General features: G+C 40.5%; 24 protein-coding genes. 4 read left to right on the top strand and 20 right to left on the bottom strand.

What is annotated here, in order from left to right; genetic code table 11:
- Positions 1-6: 6 nt before the first annotated feature.
- From HWV00_RS16640 to HWV00_RS16620, 5 genes are all read right to left on the bottom strand, one after another.
- Positions 7-588: a YqgE/AlgH family protein gene (locus tag HWV00_RS16640; RefSeq protein WP_211683125.1), complete on the bottom strand. Its 582-nt coding sequence runs from the start codon at positions 586-588 to the stop codon at positions 7-9.
- A 106-nt stretch (positions 589-694) separates the two neighbouring features.
- Complete coding sequence (gene gshB / locus HWV00_RS16635) at positions 695-1,648, bottom strand: glutathione synthase (protein WP_211683123.1); 954 nt, start codon at positions 1,646-1,648, stop codon at positions 695-697.
- 10 nt (positions 1,649-1,658) lie between these two features.
- Positions 1,659-2,390 (bottom strand): 16S rRNA (uracil(1498)-N(3))-methyltransferase, encoded by a 732-nt coding sequence (gene rsmE / locus HWV00_RS16630; protein WP_211683121.1) that lies wholly within the window; start codon positions 2,388-2,390, stop codon positions 1,659-1,661.
- A 210-nt stretch (positions 2,391-2,600) separates the two neighbouring features.
- On the bottom strand, positions 2,601-3,890 hold the full coding sequence (locus HWV00_RS16625) for an alpha/beta fold hydrolase (RefSeq protein WP_211683119.1): 1,290 nt from the start codon (positions 3,888-3,890) through the stop codon (positions 2,601-2,603).
- Positions 3,891-3,948: 58 nt separating this feature from the next.
- Positions 3,949-4,878: a DMT family transporter gene (locus tag HWV00_RS16620; protein WP_211683117.1), complete on the bottom strand. Its 930-nt coding sequence runs from the start codon at positions 4,876-4,878 to the stop codon at positions 3,949-3,951.
- 182 nt (positions 4,879-5,060) lie between these two features.
- Between HWV00_RS16620 and HWV00_RS16615 the strand changes: the two genes are divergently transcribed.
- Complete coding sequence (locus HWV00_RS16615) at positions 5,061-5,486, top strand: GNAT family N-acetyltransferase (protein WP_211683115.1); 426 nt, start codon at positions 5,061-5,063, stop codon at positions 5,484-5,486.
- Between the two features lie 63 nt (positions 5,487-5,549).
- Here the strand turns inward: HWV00_RS16615 and HWV00_RS16610 are convergent, their stop codons facing one another.
- Positions 5,550-6,161, bottom strand: a complete 612-nt coding sequence (locus HWV00_RS16610; protein ID WP_211683113.1) for a LysE family translocator — start codon at positions 6,159-6,161, stop codon at positions 5,550-5,552.
- A gap of 108 nt (positions 6,162-6,269) precedes the next feature.
- On the opposite strand from HWV00_RS16610, the gene HWV00_RS16605 reads away from it, so the two are divergent.
- Positions 6,270-7,241 carry a LysR family transcriptional regulator gene (locus tag HWV00_RS16605; protein WP_211683111.1) on the top strand — a complete coding sequence of 324 codons (972 nt, stop codon included), beginning with the start codon at positions 6,270-6,272 and terminating at the stop codon, positions 7,239-7,241.
- Between the two features lie 165 nt (positions 7,242-7,406).
- Here HWV00_RS16605 and HWV00_RS16600 read toward each other — a convergent pair whose 3' ends face one another.
- The 4 genes from HWV00_RS16600 to metK form a co-directional block, all read right to left on the bottom strand.
- Complete coding sequence (locus tag HWV00_RS16600; RefSeq protein ID WP_211683108.1) at positions 7,407-8,165, bottom strand: endonuclease; 759 nt, start codon at positions 8,163-8,165, stop codon at positions 7,407-7,409.
- Positions 8,166-8,417: 252 nt separating this feature from the next.
- Positions 8,418-8,648, bottom strand: coding sequence for a hypothetical protein (locus HWV00_RS16595; RefSeq protein WP_211683106.1), 231 nt, complete (start codon positions 8,646-8,648; stop codon positions 8,418-8,420).
- Between the two features lie 150 nt (positions 8,649-8,798).
- On the bottom strand, positions 8,799-9,344 hold the full coding sequence (locus HWV00_RS16590; protein WP_211683104.1) for a SprT family zinc-dependent metalloprotease: 546 nt from the start codon (positions 9,342-9,344) through the stop codon (positions 8,799-8,801).
- A gap of 111 nt (positions 9,345-9,455) precedes the next feature.
- Entirely contained in the window at positions 9,456-10,607 is a 1,152-nt protein-coding gene (metK, locus tag HWV00_RS16585; protein WP_019440741.1) for a methionine adenosyltransferase, read from the bottom strand.
- Between the two features lie 332 nt (positions 10,608-10,939).
- Between metK and HWV00_RS16580 the strand changes: the two genes are divergently transcribed.
- Positions 10,940-11,476 (top strand): YfaZ family outer membrane protein, encoded by a 537-nt coding sequence (locus HWV00_RS16580; RefSeq protein WP_211683102.1) that lies wholly within the window; start codon positions 10,940-10,942, stop codon positions 11,474-11,476.
- Positions 11,477-11,564: 88 nt separating this feature from the next.
- Here the strand turns inward: HWV00_RS16580 and clcA are convergent, their stop codons facing one another.
- The gene (gene clcA, locus HWV00_RS16575) at positions 11,565-12,977 is read right to left on the bottom strand and encodes a H(+)/Cl(-) exchange transporter ClcA (RefSeq protein ID WP_211683100.1); all 1,413 of its coding nucleotides are present in this window, start codon (positions 12,975-12,977) and stop codon (positions 11,565-11,567) included.
- Positions 12,978-13,364: 387 nt separating this feature from the next.
- On the opposite strand from clcA, the gene tkt reads away from it, so the two are divergent.
- Positions 13,365-15,353 carry a transketolase gene (tkt, locus tag HWV00_RS16570; protein ID WP_211683098.1) on the top strand — a complete coding sequence of 663 codons (1,989 nt, stop codon included), beginning with the start codon at positions 13,365-13,367 and terminating at the stop codon, positions 15,351-15,353.
- 169 nt (positions 15,354-15,522) lie between these two features.
- On the opposite strand, the gene panD is transcribed toward tkt, so the two are convergent.
- The 9 genes from panD to HWV00_RS16525 form a co-directional block, all read right to left on the bottom strand.
- Positions 15,523-15,903 (bottom strand): aspartate 1-decarboxylase, encoded by a 381-nt coding sequence (gene panD, locus HWV00_RS16565; protein ID WP_067039560.1) that lies wholly within the window; start codon positions 15,901-15,903, stop codon positions 15,523-15,525.
- Positions 15,904-16,043: 140 nt separating this feature from the next.
- Complete coding sequence (panC, locus tag HWV00_RS16560; protein WP_211683096.1) at positions 16,044-16,895, bottom strand: pantoate--beta-alanine ligase; 852 nt, start codon at positions 16,893-16,895, stop codon at positions 16,044-16,046.
- 82 nt (positions 16,896-16,977) lie between these two features.
- Positions 16,978-17,772 carry a 3-methyl-2-oxobutanoate hydroxymethyltransferase gene (gene panB / locus HWV00_RS16555; protein ID WP_211683094.1) on the bottom strand — a complete coding sequence of 265 codons (795 nt, stop codon included), beginning with the start codon at positions 17,770-17,772 and terminating at the stop codon, positions 16,978-16,980.
- An 18-nt stretch (positions 17,773-17,790) separates the two neighbouring features.
- The gene (gene folK, locus HWV00_RS16550; RefSeq protein ID WP_211683092.1) at positions 17,791-18,315 is read right to left on the bottom strand and encodes a 2-amino-4-hydroxy-6-hydroxymethyldihydropteridine diphosphokinase; all 525 of its coding nucleotides are present in this window, start codon (positions 18,313-18,315) and stop codon (positions 17,791-17,793) included.
- Entirely contained in the window at positions 18,305-19,795 is a 1,491-nt protein-coding gene (pcnB, locus tag HWV00_RS16545; RefSeq protein WP_211683089.1) for a polynucleotide adenylyltransferase PcnB, read from the bottom strand. The genes folK and pcnB overlap by 11 nt, the downstream gene beginning before the upstream one ends.
- A 163-nt stretch (positions 19,796-19,958) precedes the next feature.
- Complete coding sequence (gluQRS, locus tag HWV00_RS16540) at positions 19,959-20,837, bottom strand: tRNA glutamyl-Q(34) synthetase GluQRS (RefSeq protein WP_211683087.1); 879 nt, start codon at positions 20,835-20,837, stop codon at positions 19,959-19,961.
- 83 nt (positions 20,838-20,920) lie between these two features.
- Positions 20,921-21,364 (bottom strand): RNA polymerase-binding protein DksA, encoded by a 444-nt coding sequence (dksA, locus tag HWV00_RS16535; protein ID WP_211683085.1) that lies wholly within the window; start codon positions 21,362-21,364, stop codon positions 20,921-20,923.
- 154 nt (positions 21,365-21,518) lie between these two features.
- Positions 21,519-22,226, bottom strand: a complete 708-nt coding sequence (gene sfsA / locus HWV00_RS16530; RefSeq protein WP_211683083.1) for a DNA/RNA nuclease SfsA — start codon at positions 22,224-22,226, stop codon at positions 21,519-21,521.
- Between the two features lie 107 nt (positions 22,227-22,333).
- On the bottom strand, positions 22,334-23,587 hold the full coding sequence (locus HWV00_RS16525; protein ID WP_211683081.1) for a sugar fermentation stimulation protein: 1,254 nt from the start codon (positions 23,585-23,587) through the stop codon (positions 22,334-22,336).
- Positions 23,588-23,590: the final 3 nt, after the last annotated feature.

Raw genomic sequence — 23,590 nt, 5'->3', positions numbered from 1 at the left:
TTAATATTAAGAGTGTCCTACCTCACTAGATAGTTGGCTGACGTCGATACCTATTTTTTGGACAGCCTGTTCCCAGCGTTGGTGTACAGGGACTTTAAATAAAATATTTTCGTCTGCGTTAATAGTTAGCCAACTGTTGTCAGCAATTTCTTGTTCTAACTGCCCTTTAGTCCAACCTGAATAACCCAACGCGACAATGTAGTTGTCTGGTTGCTTTTTGGTACCAAGTGTCGCTAATACATCAAGCGATGAAGTGATCATCAATTCATCATTAATTTGTAAACTAGAGCTAAAACCAGGTGAAGCAGTATGTAACACAAAACCACGATCTTCAGATACAGGACCGCCTTTAAAAACAGGGTCATTAATAACTGTTTTTGTATCGTTTTTTGGTGCTGTCTCATCATCAAGATCGGCTTCGACAGTTTGTGATAATAATTCGTCGATAGAAATATTGACGGGTAGATTAATAATAATCCCCATCGCACCCTCGTTATTATGTTCACAGATATAGATAACAGAGCGTTCGAAAATACCATCTTTCATGCTCGGCATCGCGATGAGGAAGTGATCTTGTAAAGAGTCCATAGGCTTATCTCTGTTGTTAGCTGTGAGTTTCATTATGGCAGAAAATCATAGCTACAGTGGTTAAAGTCACTATAAGCTATGATTTATTGATAGCAGGGCAGGTTAATTAATCTTTTTTTAAACGCGCTTCAATCGCATCCATCAACATACCTGTGACGCTAACATCATAAGCAGCTTCGATTTCACGGATACACGTTGGGCTAGTCACATTGATTTCGGTAAGTTTGTCACCAATCACGTCTAAGCCAACAAAGATTAAGCCTTTTTCTTTTAATTTAGGCCCTAATGCTTTAGCAATTTTCCAATCACTTTCTGATAACGGACGTGCTTCACCGCGGCCGCCAGCTGCGATATTACCGCGTGTTTCACCACTTGCTGGGATACGCGCTAGGCAATACGGCACTGGTTCACCATCAATAACTAAGATGCGTTTGTCGCCATCTTTGATATCTGGAATGAATTTTTGTGCCATGCAGTAACGTGTTTCATGTTCAGTCAGTGTTTCGATAATCACGCTTACGTTTTTATCTTGTTCGTTAAGACGGAAAATTGATGCGCCACCCATACCATCTAGTGGTTTTAAGATCACGTCTTTGTGTTCTTTATGGAATGCGCGTAATTTGTCTTTACGACGGGTTACTAGCGTTGTTGGCGTAAATTCGTTAAACCATGCTGTGTACAATTTTTCGTTTGCATCACGTAAGCTTTGTGGCTTATTAACGATTAATGTACCTTCGTCTTCTGCACGCTCAAGCATATAAGTTGCGTAAACAAATTCAGTATCGAACGGAGGATCTTTACGCATTAACACAACGTCAAGGTCTGATAGTAGGTGGTTAGTTTCTTCACCTAGTTCATACCAGTTTGCTGGGTCTTGCTGTACTTTTAATGGACGAGAAGCGGCATATGCACGGCCTTCAAGCATAGAGAGATCTTGCATTTCCATGTAGAAAAGTTCGTAACCACGGTTTTGCGCTTCCATTAACATTGCAAAGCTAGAGTCTTTTTTAATATTAATGTCTGCGATGGGATCCATCACGATGCCAAGTTTAATTGTCATATTCTTTATCCTATCCTAAATCGCCAAAGCGGCATTGTAGTGCGGTGATCGCCGTTAATGCTGCCGTTTCTGTTCGTAATACTCGAGGACCCAATAACGTTTCTTCAAAGTTGAATTGTTCTGTCATGCTGATTTCATCCGCAGATAAACCGCCTTCAGGACCAATTAACAAACGCACGCCATTTTTCGGCTCGGGTAATGTGTTAATGCTGTATTTTGCGCGTGGGTGCAGGTTTAATTTTAATTCTGTTGTTTCTTCTGCTGCCCAGTCTTTTAATTGCTTTGGTGCTAATACTTGTGGCACGAAATTACGGCCACTTTGTTCACACGCAGAAATGACAATTTTTTGCCATTGCTGTACTTTTTTCTCTAAACGTTCACCTGATAGTTTCACACCGCAGCGCTCACTAAAGAGTGGCGTGATAGTCGTCACACCCAGCTCGACTGATTTCTGGATAGTGAAATCCATTTTTTCGCCGCGAGAGATTGCTTGACCAAGATGGATCTTTAATGGTGATTCACTGTTGATGTCTTGAAATTCGTCAATATGAACGGTCACTGATTTTTTAGTTGTTTGTTCAATTGTGGCTTGGTATTGGCCACCTTTACCGTTAAATAAAGTTAGCGTATCACCTGTAGTCATACGTAACACACGACCCACATGGCCTGCGCCGTCTGGTGATAATTCAATGCTAGCACCAACGGTTAGTTCGTTGGTTTCAAAGATGCGAGGATGACGCATACTGTTTACCTTTATTTAAAAATGTAGTTAATAAAATGATTATACCCACTTTTTTAATTGGCCGATGAAATTTATCAGTTAGCGGTTCAAAAAGTTAGTTAAATAGTTGGTTAATCAATACAGGTGTGGGAATGAGATGATCATTCGCCCAGATCTGATCCAATGATAGTCTGAATAAGATCTGGGGTTGAATGGTGCTTTTATCAAGGCTTAACGCAGTTGTAAGCCTTTATTCAGGTCGATTAATTTACTCAGCACTTTGTCTCCGTCCATACGAATACCGTTGTGTTCGAACTCTGAGGTTAACCAGTATTTTAGGTTGTTAACACGTGAGACCGTTTCGAGACTGTATTGCATGTCGACATACATGTCTTCACTGTAGATGGCCGCTGCAACCGGAACTTGGTTATTCTTAAGTACGTCAAGGTCGTAAAGGTTAGACCAATCTTGTTTTTCAGCTAGCTGTTGTGCCGCTGCTTGTAGTGGTTTTAAGTTATTAAATTGCTCAAACATCCACGGATAAATCATCTCTCCAGTGAATAAGAATGGCTGACCAGCTTGATAGTTGAACTCGTCATAATCAGCTCGAACACGGTGTGCAGCCCAGTCAGATGCTTGTTGTTGGCAATAGATAGACTCGTGTAGCAGGGCAAAGATCGGGTTAGTGTTGTAATCAAGGAATTGACAGAACTGCGCTAAAAATAGCGGATTAACTTGCGTACCATGTTGCGTGGTAATGAGCGCTTGTTCAAGTAGGTAATAAACGGCTTCTGGGCCTTCTTCCATACCTAGATTAACACCAAGTAGTTGTAGCATTTCAACCGTCAGTTTTTCACCTGTCGCAAGATAAGTATCGTTCTCGGTAATATGCGCTGCTAGTGCTGCCACAAGGCCTTGAGCGTCATTAAAACGACTAAAGAAATCGTTGTTTTTTGCTAATACGCGTTTATAGGTTGCTTGATAAACATCGTCAGCAGGACGTGTCAGAGAGGGGAGTCCACCCGTAACGAAGGCTTGTGTTAACCCTTCTGGCGCAGCGGTTAAGTAGCGTAATACACAAAAGCCACCGAAGCTTTGGCCGATGATACTCCAAGTATTAAATGGAGATAGTTGTGCGCGAATTGCTTCAGCATCACGGACAATATTATCTGCACGTAAATGGCTTAGGTACTCAGCTTGTTCATCAGCTGTTAAATGATTAAGACTTACCGAACTGATTGGCGATGATAGCCCTGTGCCGCGCTGGTCGAGTAATAATACGCGGTATTCTTGTAATGCTCGTTTGATCCAGCCGCCATTCGCCATCGGACGTACCGCACCAAACCCTGGACCACCTTGAAAATAGACCAAATACGGCAGGTCTTGATCTTGTTTATCTGGCGCAACAAGTTCACGTACAAATACGTCAATCGTGTCGCCGTCAGGTTTGTTGTAATCAAGTGGCAAGGTGAATGTATGCTTTTGTGCAACTAAGCCGCTTAATGTGAGATCAATTTTCATGGCAATCCTTTGTTCGCAATAAAGTAATTATGTAGGGCATTGTAACCTTAAATTAGCGTTATGCATTAGCCGCGGCATGTTGTTTCTGTGCTTTATAGCGAATTTGGGCGATAAGTAGTATTGAGAATGAAACAATCGCTAGGATTTCGAATCCTGAAAATTGTGCAATGCCTAATGCCGTTAAAAATGTCATACAAAGTACAGGAATCGATGGCATGAATTGCGCTGTGACAGCCGCGCCTAATTTTTTTATCGCAACTTGCATTAAGAATAACGGTATGACACTACCGGTGATCGCTGCACCAGATAACATTAACCATTCGTTAGTGTTGAGCATTAATGTATTGGGTTGTAACAAGGCGTAGCTGCCGCAAGCCAAGATCACGAGGTAAAAGCGAACCGATAATACTTGTGAGGGTGTTAATCCTGTTTTTCGATGGAAATATTCTGAGCGCTGCATGTATAGCGCAGCAAAAAAGCATGATATCAGTGAGTAGCCAATGCCTTGAAAGGTTACGGCCATAACTCGGTCTGAGATATAAAACGCGAGAAAAATGGCACTCAAGCAGGACACTAAATTAAAGATATAACTGGGTTTACTATTGGCAAATAATCGCCACTGTAACGCGCTATTAAAAAATGGCAGGCAGCCAAAAAAGACAATGGCATAAATTAAAGGCGATACATACGTCATGACAACAAACGCGAGCAGGGTATTGGCTAACGTGGTTATGTTTAATTGCAACAGTGTTGAAGGGTGCTGGAGACTCACTGTGACAATTTGGCGAATATTTTTGCTGTTGAGGAGGGTAAATATAAATGCTGTCAGACTATAAGTAATAAATGTTGAAGTAACAGGATCGACAGTTTTAACGGCTTCAGCCATTAAAATAAACGAAACGGATGAGATAATGCAAAATATCAGCGCTTCCTTGTACTTACATAAAGCGTGATTACTCAAATTATATTTCTCAAAATGTTGGAACATATCCCTTCTCCAATGACGTTTTACAGCTTAATACCACTTAATTGATACTTCTTGACCTAACCTTCATCTTATATTAAAAAATAGAGAGTTAATGATGTTAAATTCATTACTATCAAATAGATAAATCTGTTTAACGTTAGGATTATTGCGTGTTATTGAAAAAGTGAGAGGGAACCATAATCATGGATAAAGATTATAAAATCAGTGCTAATTTCGCTGATATGGATGTAGATGTCATACACGGATTTATTTCAGGCTCATACTGGGCGAAAGGAATTCCGATGGCCACGTTGCAGCGCTCGCTAGAAAACTCATTATGTTTTGGTGTGTTTACTCAAAGTGGTGAGCAAGTGGGGTTTGCGCGGATGATCACAGACAAAGCAACCTTTGCTTATTTATCTGACGTGTTTGTACTTGAAGCGCATCAAGGTAAAGGGTTAAGTAAATTGCTCATGGCGGCTATATTAGATCACCCTGATTTACAGGGACTCAGACGTATGGTGCTAGCCACGAGTGATGCCCATGGATTATATCAACAATTTGGTTTTACAGCGCTGGCAGCACCAGAGGTTTACATGGAACTGCATACGCCGTATTTGTATGAGTAAAAACGCTCAACGCTGGATTAAATAGCCTCCATTTTTTAGAGGCTAATGTTCATTATTTGTTTATTATGATTTCAGCGCGAGCAATGCGCCAAAACTAACAAGCCCAACTCCACACACCTGATTCAATCGTTTTCTAACACGTAATAATCGTGTCTGTAATGCCGCTGAAGTAAATAATATCGCGACGATGGCAAACCATATTCCATGTAGGGCAATCATATAAACACCGTAGATGAAGGCGTGGGTATTGTCATTTGAGTCTGGTGAGATGACTTGGCTAAATACACTTAAGAAAAACAACATTGTTTTAGGGTTTAAGACATTACACAGAAACCCTTGAGCTAGATATTGCCAATTTTTATTTTTACGTTGTTCTGCCGACGTGGTATTTAATGGACTGTTCGCAGAGTAGATACCTTTAATACCAAGGTAGATCAAATAGCCTGCCCCCGCGTAGCGGATCATGTTATACAGAAATTCATTCTGTGAGATTAAATAGCTAATACCAAACATCGAGTAACTGATGTGGACACAGATGGCGAGACTTAAACCGAGTGCAGTAAAAATTCCCGCTTTACGCCCATCATTGATACTGGTTTTTAAGACTAAAACAAAGTCAGCGCCGGGGCTGATAACGATTAATACACCTAATAGAGCCAGACTAAATATTTCCATAACGCTTCCTGTATAATTCATAATTATTGGATAGAGGTTCATTGTAGGAGAATTACAGCTTCGCTATAATCGAATTGATTTCAATTTATATGTGAGAAAAAGTCACCAATGAGGCATCTAAAAGCATTTCATGTTTTTCATGTGGCAGCTGCACTGGAAAGCTATAGCAAAGCAGCTGACAAACTGTGTATTACTCATGGTGCGGTGAGTAAACAGATTAAAACATTAGAAACCCATTTAGCAGTGAATTTATTTTATCGAGAAGGGCGAAATGTGAAATTAACGCCTGCGGGTAAATTATTGTCTGGATATACCGAGCAAGCATTTAATGCACTTGAGGCGGGTATTCTGCATGTGGCTCAAGCGACACATAAACACTTAGAAGTATCGTGTGAGCCGACATTAACAATGCGCTGGTTAATGCCGAGGTTAAGTGATTTTTATCAAGATAATATAGATGCTGATGTGCGGCTATCTACAGCAGGTGGTCCTGTGATACTGGGTAGTAATGGTTTATCGTTAGCGATACGACGAGATGACTTCCCACTGTTACAGGATTATCAACGGACGCCTTTAGTTGAAGAATGGGTTGGTCCCGTATTTTCTCCTGAATATTGGGAACAGGTAAAAAATGACGCTGGTAAGATTAAGTTACTGCATAGCCAAACACGGCCGCAAGCTTGGGATTATTGGTTACAAGATAGTTGGTTACAAGATAATTCGATCGCTAGTTCGGTCGCTAGTCAGGGAGACAATTTTCAAGTTTCAAGTGTTCAGGTTCAAACGATTCAAGTTCAAGATCTTCAGATACAAAGTGAGCAGACATTCGCACATTTCTATTTTTGCTTACAAGCAGTGGTTGATAACTTAGGTGCTGCGATAGGTTCATACCCTTTAGTTATGGACGATCTACAACGTGGTAATTTAGTTGCCCCGTTTGGTTTTAAGCGTTCGGGTCATCATTATATTTTATTAAGCCAAGATAATTCTTCATTAGCTCAAGACGATGAGAGTGGAGAATTACAGAAAGCATTCACTAATTGGTTGCAACTGAATCTTGCTGCATGTGTGCCAAATTAATGAGAATAGAGAATAGAGAATAGAGAATAGAGAATAGAGTGATAAGTGGTAGGGGCGGAGCAAGATGAAAACGGCGTTCATGGCACTATAATAGCCAAAGAATAGACCTACATTGCAATAATGAAATAGTGCAATGTAGACCCTACCATGTTGTGCGTTATATTCTTACCAAAGTCCGCGATCTAAACAGGCCGATTTAACAATACTATTTTCGTTACCTTGTAAGTTTTCAATTAATTGAGTACGTCGGCATTCAGTTCGTGTTACAGGGTATTGTTTATCCCATGCTTGTAACTCTCGTTTTTGTCTACCTATGTTATAAGCGGGATAAGCAGCTTCCATATAAAGGTAAGCACGAGCAATTTGACCTTTGGCATAATCAGGCGGTTGTACAGTTTTATTTTTCATTTTGATTGGGCAACTACCGAATTGATTCTTTTCTGCGGTAACTTGTGACGCAAAGTTATAATTACTGCGCAGGGCATTCACTGCACCAATAGCGGGATATAGGTTATACATATCTGCTTGCATATAACGGTAAGGGATATTCAACTTTTCTGCACAACGACGGCCTTTAAAGATTTTACCTTTACTGTTTACACATGCGCTATCACCTTCACGCCATTCTTTAAAATTACGGCCAAAGTTCTCGGCTGGCACAACGTGTTCCCATTCTATTTTAGCCTGACGTTTTACATGCTTTGTAGAGGTAAAGCCATTATGGTCAGTGATCTTCTTTTTACTATTAAAATCGGCCTGACAATAGATCGTCAGCTTAGGTACTTTAGTGTAAACCTCTCGCTCAAGCATTTTTTTGGCTTTGCTAAAAGATTGATTTGTTTGATTGCCATCGTTAGAAGCATAAGAGAAAGAGGGGAGTAATAGTGAGGTTGATATAACTATAATACTGAGTTGTTTTAACATTACAGGCTGCTCCAATGTAATAATACAACATTGTAGCACAGCTAAAATAGACGAAAGAATACTGAAAATGGATATTAAGTTTGTTTTGGTCGAGATGAGTGAGAAATTAAAATAATACCAAAATACGCGTTATAGCGTGATATTTGAATAATCGATTAAAGATTAAGTGAAATTTTTTGGGGGATAGTGGAAGATACAGATATAAAAAAGAGCAGAAGATAACGACTGCTCTTTAGATATCGAGGTAATAAATTAGTTTGCGCGAGATGCTGCGTAACGAACTGCGATATCTGAATCTGTTAACATTTTTTCTTTTAACACACCTGATTTAGCCATAAAAATACGTTGAGAGATCGATAAAGCACTCAGATCAAGACTACGAGCAATTTGCTCCGCCTGATTTTTATTACGCTTTAAAACTGCAGCTATCAGTTTTTCCATTTCATAATCGGTTGATTTTGCAGTATCCAACGTTTGAGTCATAACCTAGTTCCCTATCACAATGGTATGTATTAAGTTATTTTATCTTATGAATTTAGATAAATACACCTATATAACGTTAATTTTTCATATAATTAGCTAACAAGTTGTCATATTAAAGTTTTGGGTTAATCTCTTGTTATTAAATACAATTTAATACTTTATGGTTAAACTTTTTCTGCAAAATCGACAAATATATTTGACGTTATCGCGAACTATTTTATTATGACGACGAATTGTTAGCTGATGCTCAGTACATTGACAAGCATAGGTAAAAGTTTTGCCTTTCACACTCGATACGTCATATTCATGTGTTGTTTTTGCGGTGAGATCAAATATTTTATTCATGATTTGTTGCCACTCTTTACCATGGGGCTTAGTTCGACCAAAAATTTGGTAAACCAATAGGTGAGCAACTTCATGTGGGACGGTATGTGCAATGAAATGTTGTTGATTTTCTCGTAATAAAACGGGATTAAAACGTAATTCATTTGTTTGTAATCTGGCACTTCCTGCTGCTTTACCACGTTGATTAAAATTAATTTGTGGGCGAGGGAAGTTGCGATTTAACCGTTGTTCGGCTTGCTGGTAGCACGTGTCTATTTTTGCTAACACTAATTGCGCTAGCATTTCAGGTGTAGGATTTTGTTGATGTGCACTCTGTGGTGGTGCATTTTGTGATAATAAAGTGTCGGGCATAATTGGTATCTATAAAAAAGGCGCTTTGGTTATATAACCAAAAGCGCCTCTACTATTAACGATTAACTCGCAACTGTTAATTAGCAGTTGCTAGCTAAATGTTAATGTTGATTAAAGACCTGCTGCATCACGTAGGATTTCAGCTTTGTCTGTTGCTTCCCAAGAGAATTCGCTACGACCAAAGTGACCATAAGCAGCTGTATTTTGGTAAATAGGGCGCTTAAGATCTAGCATTTCGATTAGACCGTGTGGACGTAATTCGAAATGTTCACGAACAAGTTTAGTTAATAACTCTTCGCTTACTTTACCAGTACCGAATGTTTCAACAGAGATTGACGTTGGTTCTGCAACACCGATCGCGTAAGAAACTTGGATTTCACAACGGTCAGCTAGGCCAGCCGCTACAATGTTTTTAGCAACGTAACGTGCTGCATATGCTGCTGAACGATCTACTTTTGATGGATCTTTACCAGAGAATGCACCACCACCGTGACGCGCCATACCACCGTATGTATCTACGATAATTTTACGGCCAGTCAAACCACAGTCACCTACTGGACCACCGATAACGAAACGACCGGTTGGGTTAATGAAGAATTTAGTATCTTTCGTTAACCATTGCTCAGGTAGTACTGGCTTGATGATTGTTTCCATCACGGCTTCAACTAGATCTGCTTGTTTGATATCTTCAGAATGCTGAGTTGAAAGAACAACTGCATCGATACCAACAATTTTACCGTCGTCATAAGCAAATGTGATTTGGCTTTTTGCATCAGGACGTAACCAAGGAAGTGTACCGCTTTTACGTACTTCAGCTTGGCGTTTAACCAGCTTGTGTGAGTAAGTAATTGGCGCAGGCATTAATTCTTCAGTTTCATTGTTTGCATAACCAAACATTAAACCTTGGTCACCAGCGCCTTGCTCTAGTGGATCATCACGGTCAACACCTTGATTGATATCTGGAGATTGCTTACCGATTGTGTTTAATACAGCACAAGAGTCAGCGTCAAAACCCATTTCTGAGTTGATGTAACCGATTTCACGTACTGTCTTACGAGTGATTTCTTCGATATCAACCCAAGCGTCAGTCGTTACTTCACCACCAACCATAACCATACCTGTTTTAACATAAGTCTCACAGGCTACGCGTGCTTTAGGGTCTTGAGCGATGATTGCATCAAGTACAGCATCGGAGATTTGGTCTGCAATTTTATCAGGATGACCTTCTGATACTGACTCAGAGGTAAACAAATGTTTAGCCATGGTTCTTATTCTCTCTCTATATTTAAACACAACCGACGTAATATACGTTTATATGTGTAGAAGTTTTAACATCTAGACGGCTATTCTAAACCACTTTACCGGTATTAAGATAGTCTTTATGTCATATTAATTTATTAAATATGTTTAAAACTGCGATTTTCAGTGGATTTTTATTTATGTATATATGTAATAAACAGTCAATATGCAGTAGCATAGGACGAAAGTACTAAAAGTATGAAGTCACGACTATTTTTTAGCTGAAATTAAATATTCGTTTACTATTATTAAATATAATTACCATTATCACTCATTTGCCATTGGGAATAATTAAAGTGTCATTGAAAAAATCATTAGTTATCACAGCAGGGTTACTCGCTAGCTTTAGCAGTGCTGCATCAAATATTTCACTTGCTTTCGATAACGATAATATCGTTTTGGGCTACGACATTGAAATGCAAGAAGCACTTAAGTTAAAAGGTGATTACCTACAAACTATCGACAATGGTTACACTGTAGATACAGGTCTTTATGCGTTTCAAGATGTAGGTTCAACGTTTTTTGAACTTGGCGCAAAAGCGATGAGAATGGATAACGACAATGGTGATGGTTATGCATTAGCATTTGGTGGTTTAGGTGGATTACGCTTAACTGAAGAGTTTAGCCTTGAAGCTGAGTTTCACTTTAGTCCAGAAATCTTAGCGTTTGGCGATACAGAGAATTACACACAGTGGATTGCACGTGCTAGCTATGCGGTAATGCCGACTGCAAGTTTCTTTGTTGAATATAACCATACGACAGTTGAATATGATCGCATGCCAAGCGAACGTTTAACAAGTGATATATTATTTGGTCTAGCGTGGGTCTTCTAAGATCACTTTAGATTCATTTATATCGTAAAAAGCACCTAAGGGTGCTTTTTTTGTTTTTCGTCATGTGAATTTATCGATAAATCACATATTAATTGACTGAAACAGGTGTTGCCAATCTCTCTTTTTCTTCTTCAGGGCCTGCTTCTTTGGGTAAGGATAATTTTAAGAGTTCGGCGTAAAGTGGTTTTCCGCCAATTGCTTGAGCGACGAATGTTGCGCCAAGGCAAGTGATTAATAAAGGTAAAATCAATTCATAGCTATCTGTCATTTCAACGACTAACACAATACCTGTTACAGGTGCTCTTACTGTCGCTGCAAATAATGCGCCCATACCTGCAATTGCATAGACGATAGGTTCGTCAACGAAACTTGGAAATAGTTCGGCAGCAATAACACCGTAAGCCAACCCAAATAATGTACCTAAAGTCAGCATAGGGGTAAATACACCACCAGGGGCGCCAGAGGCAAAACAAGCAATAGTCCCCATTAAACGCAGCACAAATAATCCGACTAAAATAACCCAAGCACTTGGGTCTTGCACCATTCTCACCATTAAATCTCTACCGTTACCAGCGATATCTGGGGCGAATGATTGTAATAGGGCAAACAGGCAGCCAAAGAAAACACCAGTCAGAATAATACGGTGCATCTTATTATTTTGTTTACGTTTTAATAATTTAGTACTGCTGATTATCCAACGGTTGAAATACACGCCAATGACACCAAAAATCGAGCCTAATAAAAGAAATAGCCAAAGTGAGGTGAGTGGTGGCACATCAAAATCAACGATGGGCATCACAGCGTCTTGACCATGAAAAGCACGCATGACGATCGTCGCTACCGCAGCTGCAAGGGTTACGCATTTTATAGACGTCATGTTATAGCGAAAGTGAGGACGCATTTCTTCAATAACAAATAAAATACCGGCAAGGGGAGCATTGAATGCGGCTGCTAAGCCTGCTGCGGCCCCTGCCGCCACTAAAATATGGGTTGAATTAGTATAGCGCTTAGCGGTATCTGCAAACATCCGTCCGACTGTGCCACCAATTTGAATTGATGGACCCGCACGGCCAAAAATCATTCCTGAACTAATTGCTAATGTGCCAGCAACTAATTTTACCGGTAATAAACGACGCCAACGGATATCATACATATCATCCAACGCCCCTTCGATATGCGTAATACCGCTGCCAGATGCTTCGGGAGCAAAACGCAATGTTAACCAAAACGCAAAGCCAACCATGGCTCCACTGAGCATCATAATGAAAAGAATATTAATCGCTGGTGGGAGTGCTAAAGGGTTAAATATTTGTAATCGCTGTGCATCGGTCCAGAGTACCGCAGCTTCAAATAGCGCGATCATTAAACCTGTCATCCCCCCGACGAGAGCTGAAATAATAGGGAGAACAATATAATCGTGCTTGGCTGAGAGTAACTTAGGACTTGTACGGTGCTTACGCAGTGCTGTTTTGAAGAATTTTAAATTGGGTGATTTAGCCATTCACATGTGCCACCTGAACCAGTGAGAAGAGTGCACATAAGCTCGTATCAAATAGTAGAGAATCAATGCAGAAGCAGTATAACGAATAAACAGTGTTGATAGTATTTCTTTTTAGTTAGATCCAATAAAAAACAATTTTGATTAAAAAACATTATTTATGTGCAATGTTCACATTATTACAAATAAAATCGCACACTTAAATTCGTTTGAGTGCTAAAATGGTTTCATTCGAAAGGTGTTATGGTTAGCTTAGAACGTTAATACGTCATTGCTAACTGAAAAACCGATAAATCTAAATAAACTAAAAAAACTTGTTATACATAAGATAATTTTATGACAATATAACAGCTTAAAAGTATTTTAAATTAATCTTAGCAGGAGCAAAATATGCCATCTCGTCAAGAGCTAGCGAACGCAATTCGTGCCCTAAGTATGGACGCAGTTCAACAAGCAAATTCAGGCCATCCAGGCGCACCTATGGGCATGGCAGATATTGCCGAAGTATTATGGCGTAAAAACCTAAACCATAACCCAGCAAATCCAAACTGGGTTGACCGTGATCGCTTTATTCTTTCAAACGGTCATGGCTCAATGCTTATTTACTCACTGCTTCACCTTACTGGCTATGCATTACCAATTGAAGAATTGAAAAATTTCCGTCAATTGCATTCAAAAACGCCGGGTCACCCTGAATACGGTTATGCACCGGGCATTGAAACAACGACTGGCCCACTAGGTCAAGGTATCACTAATGCTGTTGGTATGGCGATTGCTGAAAAAACATTAGCAGCACAGTTCAACAAGCCTGAACATGATGTTGTTGATCACTTCACTTATTCTTTCTTAGGCGACGGTTGCTTAATGGAAGGTATCTCACACGAAGCATGTTCACTTGCTGGCACATTAGGCCTAGGTAAACTGGTTGCATTCTGGGATGACAACGGCATTTCAATTGATGGCGAAGTAGATGGTTGGTTCACTGACGATACAGTGAAACGCTTTGAAGCTTACGGCTGGCATGTTATTTCTGTAGATGGTCATAACCCTGCAGAAATCCAAGCGGCAATTGATGCATCTAAAGCAGAAACATCACGTCCAAGCCTTATCTGTTGTAAAACAGTAATCGGTTTCGGTTCACCAAACAAAGAAGGTACGCATGACTGTCATGGTGCTCCTCTAGGTGACGCAGAAATCATTGCAACACGTGAAAAATTAGGTTGGAAACACCCTGCATTCGAAATCCCAGCAGATATCTATTCTGAATGGGATGCGAATGAAGCTGGCGCACAAGCAGAAGCTGCATGGAATGAAAAATTTGCTGCTTATGAAGCTGCATACCCTGAACTAGCTGCAGAATACGTTCGTCGTACTTCTGGTGAATTACCAGCTGACTGGGAAACTAAAACGTCTGACTACATCAAGCAGCTTCAAGCTGACTCTGCAAAAGTAGCAACACGTAAAGCATCACAAAACTGTATTGAAGAATTTGGTGCATTATTACCAGAACTACTAGGTGGTTCAGCTGATTTAGCACCATCTAACTTAACGATGTGGTCTGGTACTAAAGCAATCACTGCTGATGACGCATCAGGTAACTACTTACACTACGGTGTACGTGAATTCGGTATGACTGCAATCATTAACGGTATGTCTCTACATGGTGGCTTCACGGCTTACGGTGCTACATTCCTAATGTTCATGGAATATGCGCGTAACGCAATGCGTATGGCTGCATTAATGAAAGTGCAAAACATCCAAGTTTACACGCACGATTCAATCGGTCTAGGTGAAGATGGTCCAACTCACCAACCTGTTGAACAAGTTGCAAGCTTACGTATGACGCCTAACATGAGCGCATGGCGTCCATGTGATTCTGTTGAATCAGCTGTTGCTTGGAAACACGCAATTGAACGTAAAGATGGTCCTACAGCATTAATCTTCAGTCGCCAAGGTCTAACTCCAATGGCACGTGATGAAGCACAATTAGCAAACGTTGCTAAAGGTGGTTACACGCTAGTTGATTGTGATGGCAAACCAGAGCTTATCCTTATCTCTACGGGTTCTGAAGTTGAACTTTGTACTAAAGCTGCTGCAGAACTTACTGCAAAAGGCCGTAAAGTACGTGTTGTATCTATGCCTGCTACTGACGTATTTGATGCGCAAGATGCTGCATACCGCGAATCAGTTTTACCTTCAGACGTTGTTAAACGTGTTGCAGTTGAAGCGGGTATTGCTGACTTCTGGCACAAGTACACTGGCTTTAACGGTGCTATCATCGGCATGACAACATTTGGCGAATCAGCACCTGCTGACCAATTGTTCGAAATGTTCGGTTTCACTGTTGCTAACGTTGTTGCAACGGCTGAGTCACTGTAATTTTAAACCTGTGTGCTGATCGCACGCAGATTTAATCTATTACGGTAACGAAAAAAGAGCGCTATGCGCTCTTTTTTATTGCTTGTCATTTAATGACAGCGAATAAGATGACGGATACAAAAAAACCAGCATAACGCTGGTTTTTTATTATTCCGTATCGATTTGCTAACTACGCAACCTGTACTGGAATATCGTTACTTGTGCGAACAATATCATTCACTTGATCAAGATAAACAAGTGAAGGCTTGTGTTGTTTCGCTTCTTCATTGTCCATGCGAACATAAGCACAGATAATGATACGATCGCCTACTGCTGCTTTACGTGCTGCTGCACCGTTCACAGAGATTATTTTTGAACCGCGTTCGCCAGCAATCGCGTAAGTTGAAAAGCGCTCACCATTATCAATGTTATAGATATCGATTGCTTCATATTCTAGGATCCCTGATGCATCAAGCATATCTTGATCGATTGCACATGAACCTTCATAGTTTAATTCTGCATGTGTTACACGCGCTTGGTGTAATTTACCTTTTAGCATTGTGGTTTGCATTGTTCTAAAACCCATTCCATTAATTGTTTATGAATGTACAAAATATGTACCAGCGACCATAGTAGCGTATTTGTCCAATTAGCGCAATTATACTACTTATCAGGTAATTTGTACTTATTGTCAGTGAGCTATGTTTATGATTAGCTTAGTTTAATCACTTGGTTATCGATTAAGCGTGCTTTTCCTAAAAATGCTGCCATTAAAATAACGGCTTGCTGACTGTGTGCAGTGAGAGTTGCTAAAGTATCCGCATCTACAATATCAATTGCATCGGTATTGAAACCTGCAGCATTAAGTTGTGCTGTTGCTTGCGTGACTAGAGCTTGATTTGCTTGCTCATCAATCGATACTTGGCTTGCAATCGTCGCCATGACTTCTGCAAGTAGAGGGGCGATAGCGCGTTCTTCTGCTGTTAACAGGCCATTACGAGAGCTCATTGCTAATCCAGACTCTTCACGTACTGTCGGCACGCCTACGATTTGAATCGGCATTGCTAGATCGTTGACCATATGACGAATTAAGGCTAATTGTTGGAAATCTTTTTCGCCAAATAAAGCCACATCAGGTTGTACTAAATTAAATAATTTAGCCACGATTGTCGATACACCGTTAAAGTGACCTGGGCGATGCTCACCTTCAAGCACTTCTGAAATACCTGGTACTTGAATAAACGTTTGTGCCGCTAAGCCTTTTGGATAAATAAGCTCAGGTGTAGGTGTGAATACTAAATCAGTATCAACACTTTGTAAGGCGCGACAATCTTGATCTAACGTTCGTGGGTAGGCAGCTAAATCTGCAGCTTGGTTAAATTGCATTGGATTAACAAAGATACTGACGACAACACGATCTGCGTATTTCTGTGCTTCTTTAACGAGTGTTAAATGACCGTCATGGAGATTGCCCATAGTAGGAACAAAAGCGGTTGATATACCTTGACGGCGCCAAGCGATAACTTGCTCTCTAAGAGCATCAATATTTGCAATAATATCCATATATTAATTACCTAATAAAATTGAAGGGTATGTGAAAAGAGAGCTGTGTAAATGTGAGTTATTTACACAGCCCTTAACCCATTTATGAGAACATGTGCTCATCGGCAGGGAATGTTTGCGCAGCAACTTCATCGATGTAAGCGCTAATTGCTAAGCGCATATCACCGGTTTCGGCTAAAAAGTTTTTCGAGAATTTAGGTACGAAGCCTTTCGAAATACCAAATGCATCATGCATTACTAAAATTTGACCATCTGTGTCGCGACCCGCGCCAATACCGATTACAGGAATAGTAAGCGCTTCTGAAATACGTTTGGCTAATGGTGCAGGGATACATTCAACAACTAATAATTGAATACCAGCAGCTTGTAATGAGAGCGCATGCTCGACCATCTCATCGGCTTTATCCTGGGCACGACCTTGTACTTTAAATCCGCCAAAAACGTGTACTGATTGTGGTGTTAAACCAAGGTGGCCACACACTGGAATACCACGTTCAGTCAGTGCTGCAACACTTTCGACTAACCATTCACCACCTTCCACTTTAACCATGTTTGCACCGGCTTGCATTAGCGTTGTTGCATTCGTTAAAGTTTGTTCTTTGGTCGCGTAGCTCATGAATGGCATATCAGCGATAACAAGTGCTTTCGTCGCACCAGCACGTACACAACGGGTATGATAAGCAATATCTGTTACAGTGACAGGTAACGTATCATTATGGCCTTGTAATACCATTCCCATCGAGTCGCCAACTAATAATATCGGCATTCCGACTTCATCAAATAATGCTGAAAAACTCGCATCATACGCGGTAATACTGGCAAATTTTTGTCCTGCTTGCTTCATCTTAAGCAGTTTAGATACGGTAACCTTGCTCATTGGAAATCCCTCTTCACATTACTCTAAGTTTTGAAAAATAGTTAAGTCATTACGAGGACATTCCTCAAGTAATTCTGACAATATTTGACCACAAGGAAGCTGTAATTGTGGTGCTATTTCTGCTAATGGATAGAGTACAAATTCACGTACTTTCATGCCGTAATGTGGCACTGTTAAGCGTGGTGTACTCATCACTTCATCGCCGCACAGTAAGATATCTAAATCGAGGGTTCTAGCTCCCCAATGTTCTTTACGTACACGGCCTTGTTCATTTTCGATATGTTGCAGTGCATCGAGCAACTGAATCGGCGTTAAACGCGTATCAACACAGGCAACCGCATTGATATAATCAGGCTGCTCTTGTGGCCCCATCGGCTTACTGGCATACAGCGATGATACCGCAATAAAACGACTTGCTGTTAATGTCTGTAGTGCGGTAATTGCTTCTTTTGCTTGGCTAACCGGATCGGCAAGGTTACTGCCGATCGCGATATAACAACGCGTGTAATCATTTTCCACAGAAGATGACATATTATTCACCATCGTTCTCACTCGCTGTTTTTTTCTTTTTTACACGACGTGGACGTGTCTTTTTAGCTGCTGGTGAGTTCAATTCTTTGATTAGGTTTTGGCGACCTGTTGCGTTTGCACTTTGGTAATCACGCCACCATTGAGTCACTTCAACTAAATCGCCACCTTGGATCTCTGCACGCATTTCTAAGAAATCAAAGCCCGCACGGAATTTTAAGTGTTCGAATGCTTTTTCTGCTCGTTTACCTTGGCGGCGTGGTAGGCGGCCTTGTAAATGCCAAATATCGCGGATAGTTGAGGTAAAGCGACGTGGAATAGCAATGCTCTTCGTTTGTGAATCAAGCGCGTCATTCATCGCAAGTAATATCGCATCGTTATAATTAAGACCGCTATCAATTACGCGCTCTTCAGCCATCGCTTCAAGTGGATACCATAGCATTGCTGCATAGAGGTAAGCAGGAGTCACACGTTTACCAGCGTTGATACGACGGTCGGTATTTTCTAATGCAATTTGAATGAATTTGTCACAATGACTTGTGCCTTCTTCATTTTGGTATTTGCTTACTAATGGGAACAATGGCTGAAATAAACCGTGTTCTTTCATTAGTTTGTAAGTTGCTAGGCCTTGGCCATTTAAGAACAGTTTTAATGTTTCTTCGAATAAACGTGCAGCAGGAATACTTTGTAATAAGTTTGCCATGCGTTTAATTGGCTCTGCTGCATCGGGACTGATTTGCATATCCAGTTTAGCGGCAAAACGAACGGCACGTAGCATACGTACTGGGTCTTCACGGTAACGCGTTTCAGGATCACCGATTAAACGTAACTGCTTGCTTTGTAAGTCCGCAAGACCACCTGCGAAGTCATACACGGCACGATCTGCAATGTTGTAATACAGTGCATTAACGGTAAAGTCACGACGTTCCGCATCTTCACTGATTGTACCGTAAACATTATCACGTAGTAGCATTCCGCCATCAGACTGCTTCGATGTTTGTTGGTTTTGTTCTTCAACATGGTGACCACGGAAAGTCGCAACTTCAATCATGTCACGACCAAATAAGATGTGAGCAAGACGGAAACGGCGGCCAACTAAACGACAGTTATGAAATAATTTTTTGATTTGTTCTGGTTCTGCATTCGTCGCAATATCAAAATCTTTTGGTTCTTGACCGATAAAGATATCACGTACACCACCACCAACAAGATAAGCTTGATAACCTGATTTGTGCAAACGATAAAGTACTTTTAACGCATTTTCACTGATTAAGTTATGGCTAACTGGATGCTGACCTTTTTCTAGTTTGAATTCATTTAACGCTAAACCTTGACCACTCGGTACTGGCGTTGCGATGACAGCTGGTTCTGCTGGTTTTGAAACGTTATCAGAACGAGTTTGTTGAGGTTTTTTCTGGCTCTGTGTATCACGATCTTTGCGTGTATTTGACGCAGTTACAGGTGCGGCTTCTGCTGCATCTGAAGTTTGATCCATCTGTTTTTTACTCAGTAGATTTTTACAGAATTTAGTGATTTGAGTGAAAATGGTACACCTCGGATTAATATAAAAATTGGTTGAATTATTTATGCCGCCATATAATAGCGCTGCGTTGGTAAAATGACAAAGATTGTCGACGAAATTTAGTATTAATCTTGCCTTATGGGCCTAATACGATTGATTTCTGTCTGGGTAGGTTTTTGACGGACCAATGTTCTGTTCCCCACTGTAAAAGTTGTGGGATAGAAAGATCTTCAAGCGCATTAAAAACAGGTAATGCTAAAAACTTAAATGCTTCAATTAAAAGCGTTTTAGTTTTCGTTGTATCGAGACCCGGAGCATGATTTTGCTTACTTAGCTTTGACCCATCGACATTGCTGACTAAGGGTAAGTGTAAGTACGATGGTGCAGGCTGGGCAAATTGACTAAAAAGATATAGTTGTCGACCTGTTGGTTCAATGAGGTCTGCACCTCTGACCACCTCGGTAACACCTTGATAAATATCATCAACTACGACAGCTAAGTTATAAGCGAATAAACCATCTTTACGGTGAATAATAAAGTCTTCCGCCGCCAGTGCTTTTTCGATCTCTATTTTTCCGTGTAGTTCATCAATAAAATAATTAACGGGTGTCGTTGTTGTTAGGCGTAAAGCAGCATGCTCAGCGGTAAGTTTTTTGTGCTTACATTGCCCTTGGTAAAACTGACCTTGAGCTTGAATTTGTTTGCGGGTGCAATGACAGTAATAGGTTAGGCCCTGTTGGCTGAGCTGTGCAATTGCGTCGCGATATGCTGGTTCACGTTGACTTTGATAGATAACGTCACGATCCCAATGTAAGCCAAAGGCATCAAGTGTCGTGAGGATATTAGCTGCCGCACCGGCGACTTCTCTCGGTGGATCAAGATCTTCAATGCGTACTAACCAAGTACCTTGGTTGGCTTTTGCTTGTAAGTAGCTGCCAACAGCAGCGATCAGGGAACCAAAGTGTAGCGGTCCTGAAGGGGAGGGCGCAAAGCGTCCTACGTAGCTATTGGACATAAATAACGTTCTTAAAATAAAAAGGGCTATAAATAGAAAGAGGGCTAATAAGCCCTCAATAAAATCATGTCAGTAGAAACTGATTAGCCAACCATTTGCTTTTCTTTAATTTCAGAAAGCGTTTTGCAGTCAATACACTGTTCTGCAGTTGGTCGAGCTTCTAAGCGACGGATACCAATTTCGATACCACAAGTGTCGCAAAAACCGAATTCATCATTTTCAATTAATTGAAGTGTTTTTTCGATTTTTTTGATCAGTTTACGTTCACGATCACGTGCTCGAAGTTCTAAGCTAAACTCTTCTTCCTGTGCTGCACGATCGACAGGATCTGGGAAGTTTGACGCTTCATCCTTCATATGAACCACTGTGCGATCAACTTCTTCACGCAGTTCATTACGCCAAGCACTTAAAATATTTTTAAAGTGATCTCGTTGTTTCTCGCCCATGTATTCTTCACCAGGTTGTTCCTGGTAAGCGTCTACACCTGCAATGGCTAAAACGCCGAGTAATTTTTTCGCTTCAGGCATGCTATCTCTCCTAGTCCGCATTACGCCGCAATATTACAGAGCACTGCTAAGCAATATTTATGGGCGGTATAAATACCAGAAACACACAAACTGCGCAAACTAAACTGGCAAATTGTTCACTAACACCCTCTTTTGGGTTAGTTTGGCTGTGATGTTAGTCACAGTTGAATGAAATTTGCTCTACCAGTAAAATTTGGTGTGTTTCTATTGTACTCGCGTATGCGAATACTTCAACTCCTCGGTTAATGGCCTGCTTAACAAGATCACTATAGTCCTTATCGAGGTGTTTAGCAGGTTTTAAGGTCTTAATTCCGGAGTGTTGAATCACAAATAATAGTACGGCTCTGTGTCCACTTTCCTTTACAGCAATGAGTTCTCTTAGGTGTTTTTGCCCACGGACACTGACAGTATCAGGAAAATATCCGCAGCCACCTTCTAATAAACTGGCACTTTTAACTTCGATGTAGCATTTACCTTGTTTTGCATCATCGAGTAAAATATCAATGCGACTATTTTCATGACCATATTTCACTTCAGTGGTCAGATTTTCATAGCCAACCAGCTGTGATATAGCATCTGATTCTATCGCTTCTTTAGCAAGTTGATTCGCTTTCATTGTATTAATGCAAATCATGTCGCCATTGGCTTTTTCGGTTAACTCCCAAGAACGTGAATATTTACGCTTGGGATTGTCTGAGGTTGAATACCAAATTTTATCTCCAGGATCACCACAGCCTGTCATTGCACCTGTATTCGCACAATGAATCGTTACTTCTTCACCACTTTCTAGGATCACATCGGCTAAAAAGCGTTTGTAGCGTTTAATTAATGTTGCTGGCTGCAGGGGCGTTGGATAATGCATAGAGTTGCTCGTTAGTAAAAAATCAGCCTAGAGCATAATAATTTTTGAGAGATAAAGCTATACGTAACCACGTGATGAGAAAGTGGTTACGTATAGCGCAGGATGTATTAATTAAATTTTGATAAATCTCGTCGCCATTTTTTATCTTCTTCAAAACTGGCTTTCTGCCATATCTGTTTTACATTGACTGTCAGCTGAGTATCAATTTCATTGGCGTCGAGTGTAAACGTAAGCGGGTTCGCCATATTAGGTTGTGATAAAATTTGTTGATCGTGAAATACTTGTTCAACGATACAGACTGAGGTTTTATCTAGGCTATCGGCATCACGCGCTAATGGATTGTTACAATTATTCATAACATCGCCACCATTGGGATACATCACACTCAGCATTTTATGTTGACTACCAATAGATACATCAAAATAAATTTTCTGGCTTGCGAGATAATTATAAATATTGGCTGACAGTACCGATGGTGCGCGGTCGTTTTCATTATAGTAACGTGATAGTTTCACATACGAAGAGCTCCCACCTGGTGCGGTAACATCGGCTGAACGCGTGTATTTATGCAAGATACGCATGTGATGTATTGGTAATGTCCAACCTACTTGCACCTGTACTTCGATGGTGCCATTACTGAGCTCTTCGACATTGGTGATACGCGTTTGAACTTTGGTGTTGAGAATCGGTTCGATGACTTCACTATCAATGTTGTCTCGTACTTTTAATAACTGTGTAAGATTGAACTGTGGACTACGACCATGATTTGAAAATAGACGTTTTACATCATCAAGTACAGAGCTGAGTTGCACCACTTCATGATCTTGCTGACGAATGAGACGTGCGCTTTGTTGTGTTGAAATTTGTTTGTCAGCAATCGCTAATTTTATTTCGCCAAGGTTTTTTAAATTATTATCAAATTCATTGTCTAGGGTGATGAGGCTTTTTTCTATCGTGAGGTTGTTACGTAATATTTTTACGCTTTCGCCAATATAATGCTCGTCAAATGTGGCTCGTATTTGTTGAACAACAAATACATGGCCCTTATAAACATCGCCATTTTTAACTATCTGAGGTTTATTTTGAGGGGTTACATTAATATAAGCCGCTTGAATAATCGGGACATATTGTTTGTAGTTCGTTAAATCAACGGGTTTATTCATTAACTGATAATTACGGACATCAAAGCTGGCTTTGATGCGGGCTTTTTCTAGCATAATTTGTTTTGCACTGGCAATGCTTTCACCATTGGTGAGTTGGTGGGTGATGGTGTATGTTTTTGACCAAAAGCCAACATGAGCGACGGCTGAATGGCTAAATATGACGATTAAAGATAAAAAAAGTGACGTAAATAAGCGCATAGT

This window comes from Moritella sp. 24 (assembly GCF_018219155.1).
Classification (GTDB): domain Bacteria; phylum Pseudomonadota; class Gammaproteobacteria; order Enterobacterales; family Moritellaceae; genus Moritella.
Note: the sequence above shows the minus strand (reverse complement) of the source record. Positions and strands in the feature narration are given on the sequence as shown.

Bases quoted from the DNA above. Each gene is read 5' to 3' on its own strand.
- HWV00_RS16640 (WP_211683125.1), bottom strand. From the start codon at position 588: ATGGACTCTTTACAAGATCACTTCCTCATCGCGATGCCGAGCATGAAA.
- gshB (WP_211683123.1), bottom strand. From the start codon at position 1,648: ATGACAATTAAACTTGGCATCGTGATGGATCCCATCGCAGACATTAAT.
- rsmE (WP_211683121.1), bottom strand. From the start codon at position 2,390: ATGCGTCATCCTCGCATCTTTGAAACCAACGAACTAACCGTTGGTGCT.
- HWV00_RS16625 (WP_211683119.1), bottom strand. From the start codon at position 3,890: ATGAAAATTGATCTCACATTAAGCGGCTTAGTTGCACAAAAGCATACA.
- HWV00_RS16620 (WP_211683117.1), bottom strand. From the start codon at position 4,878: ATGTTCCAACATTTTGAGAAATATAATTTGAGTAATCACGCTTTATGT.
- HWV00_RS16615 (WP_211683115.1), top strand. From the start codon at position 5,061: ATGGATAAAGATTATAAAATCAGTGCTAATTTCGCTGATATGGATGTA.
- HWV00_RS16610 (WP_211683113.1), bottom strand. From the start codon at position 6,161: ATGGAAATATTTAGTCTGGCTCTATTAGGTGTATTAATCGTTATCAGC.
- HWV00_RS16605 (WP_211683111.1), top strand. From the start codon at position 6,270: ATGAGGCATCTAAAAGCATTTCATGTTTTTCATGTGGCAGCTGCACTG.
- HWV00_RS16600 (WP_211683108.1), bottom strand. From the start codon at position 8,165: ATGTTAAAACAACTCAGTATTATAGTTATATCAACCTCACTATTACTC.
- HWV00_RS16595 (WP_211683106.1), bottom strand. From the start codon at position 8,648: ATGACTCAAACGTTGGATACTGCAAAATCAACCGATTATGAAATGGAA.
- HWV00_RS16590 (WP_211683104.1), bottom strand. From the start codon at position 9,344: ATGCCCGACACTTTATTATCACAAAATGCACCACCACAGAGTGCACAT.
- metK (WP_019440741.1), bottom strand. From the start codon at position 10,607: ATGGCTAAACATTTGTTTACCTCTGAGTCAGTATCAGAAGGTCATCCT.
- clcA (WP_211683100.1), bottom strand. From the start codon at position 12,977: ATGGCTAAATCACCCAATTTAAAATTCTTCAAAACAGCACTGCGTAAG.
- tkt (WP_211683098.1), top strand. From the start codon at position 13,365: ATGCCATCTCGTCAAGAGCTAGCGAACGCAATTCGTGCCCTAAGTATG.
- panD (WP_067039560.1), bottom strand. From the start codon at position 15,903: ATGCAAACCACAATGCTAAAAGGTAAATTACACCAAGCGCGTGTAACA.
- panC (WP_211683096.1), bottom strand. From the start codon at position 16,895: ATGGATATTATTGCAAATATTGATGCTCTTAGAGAGCAAGTTATCGCT.
- panB (WP_211683094.1), bottom strand. From the start codon at position 17,772: ATGAGCAAGGTTACCGTATCTAAACTGCTTAAGATGAAGCAAGCAGGA.
- folK (WP_211683092.1), bottom strand. From the start codon at position 18,315: ATGGTGAATAATATGTCATCTTCTGTGGAAAATGATTACACGCGTTGT.
- pcnB (WP_211683089.1), bottom strand. From the start codon at position 19,795: ATGGATCAAACTTCAGATGCAGCAGAAGCCGCACCTGTAACTGCGTCA.
- gluQRS (WP_211683087.1), bottom strand. From the start codon at position 20,837: ATGTCCAATAGCTACGTAGGACGCTTTGCGCCCTCCCCTTCAGGACCG.
- dksA (WP_211683085.1), bottom strand. From the start codon at position 21,364: ATGCCTGAAGCGAAAAAATTACTCGGCGTTTTAGCCATTGCAGGTGTA.
- sfsA (WP_211683083.1), bottom strand. From the start codon at position 22,226: ATGCATTATCCAACGCCCCTGCAGCCAGCAACATTAATTAAACGCTAC.
- HWV00_RS16525 (WP_211683081.1), bottom strand. From the start codon at position 23,587: ATGCGCTTATTTACGTCACTTTTTTTATCTTTAATCGTCATATTTAGC.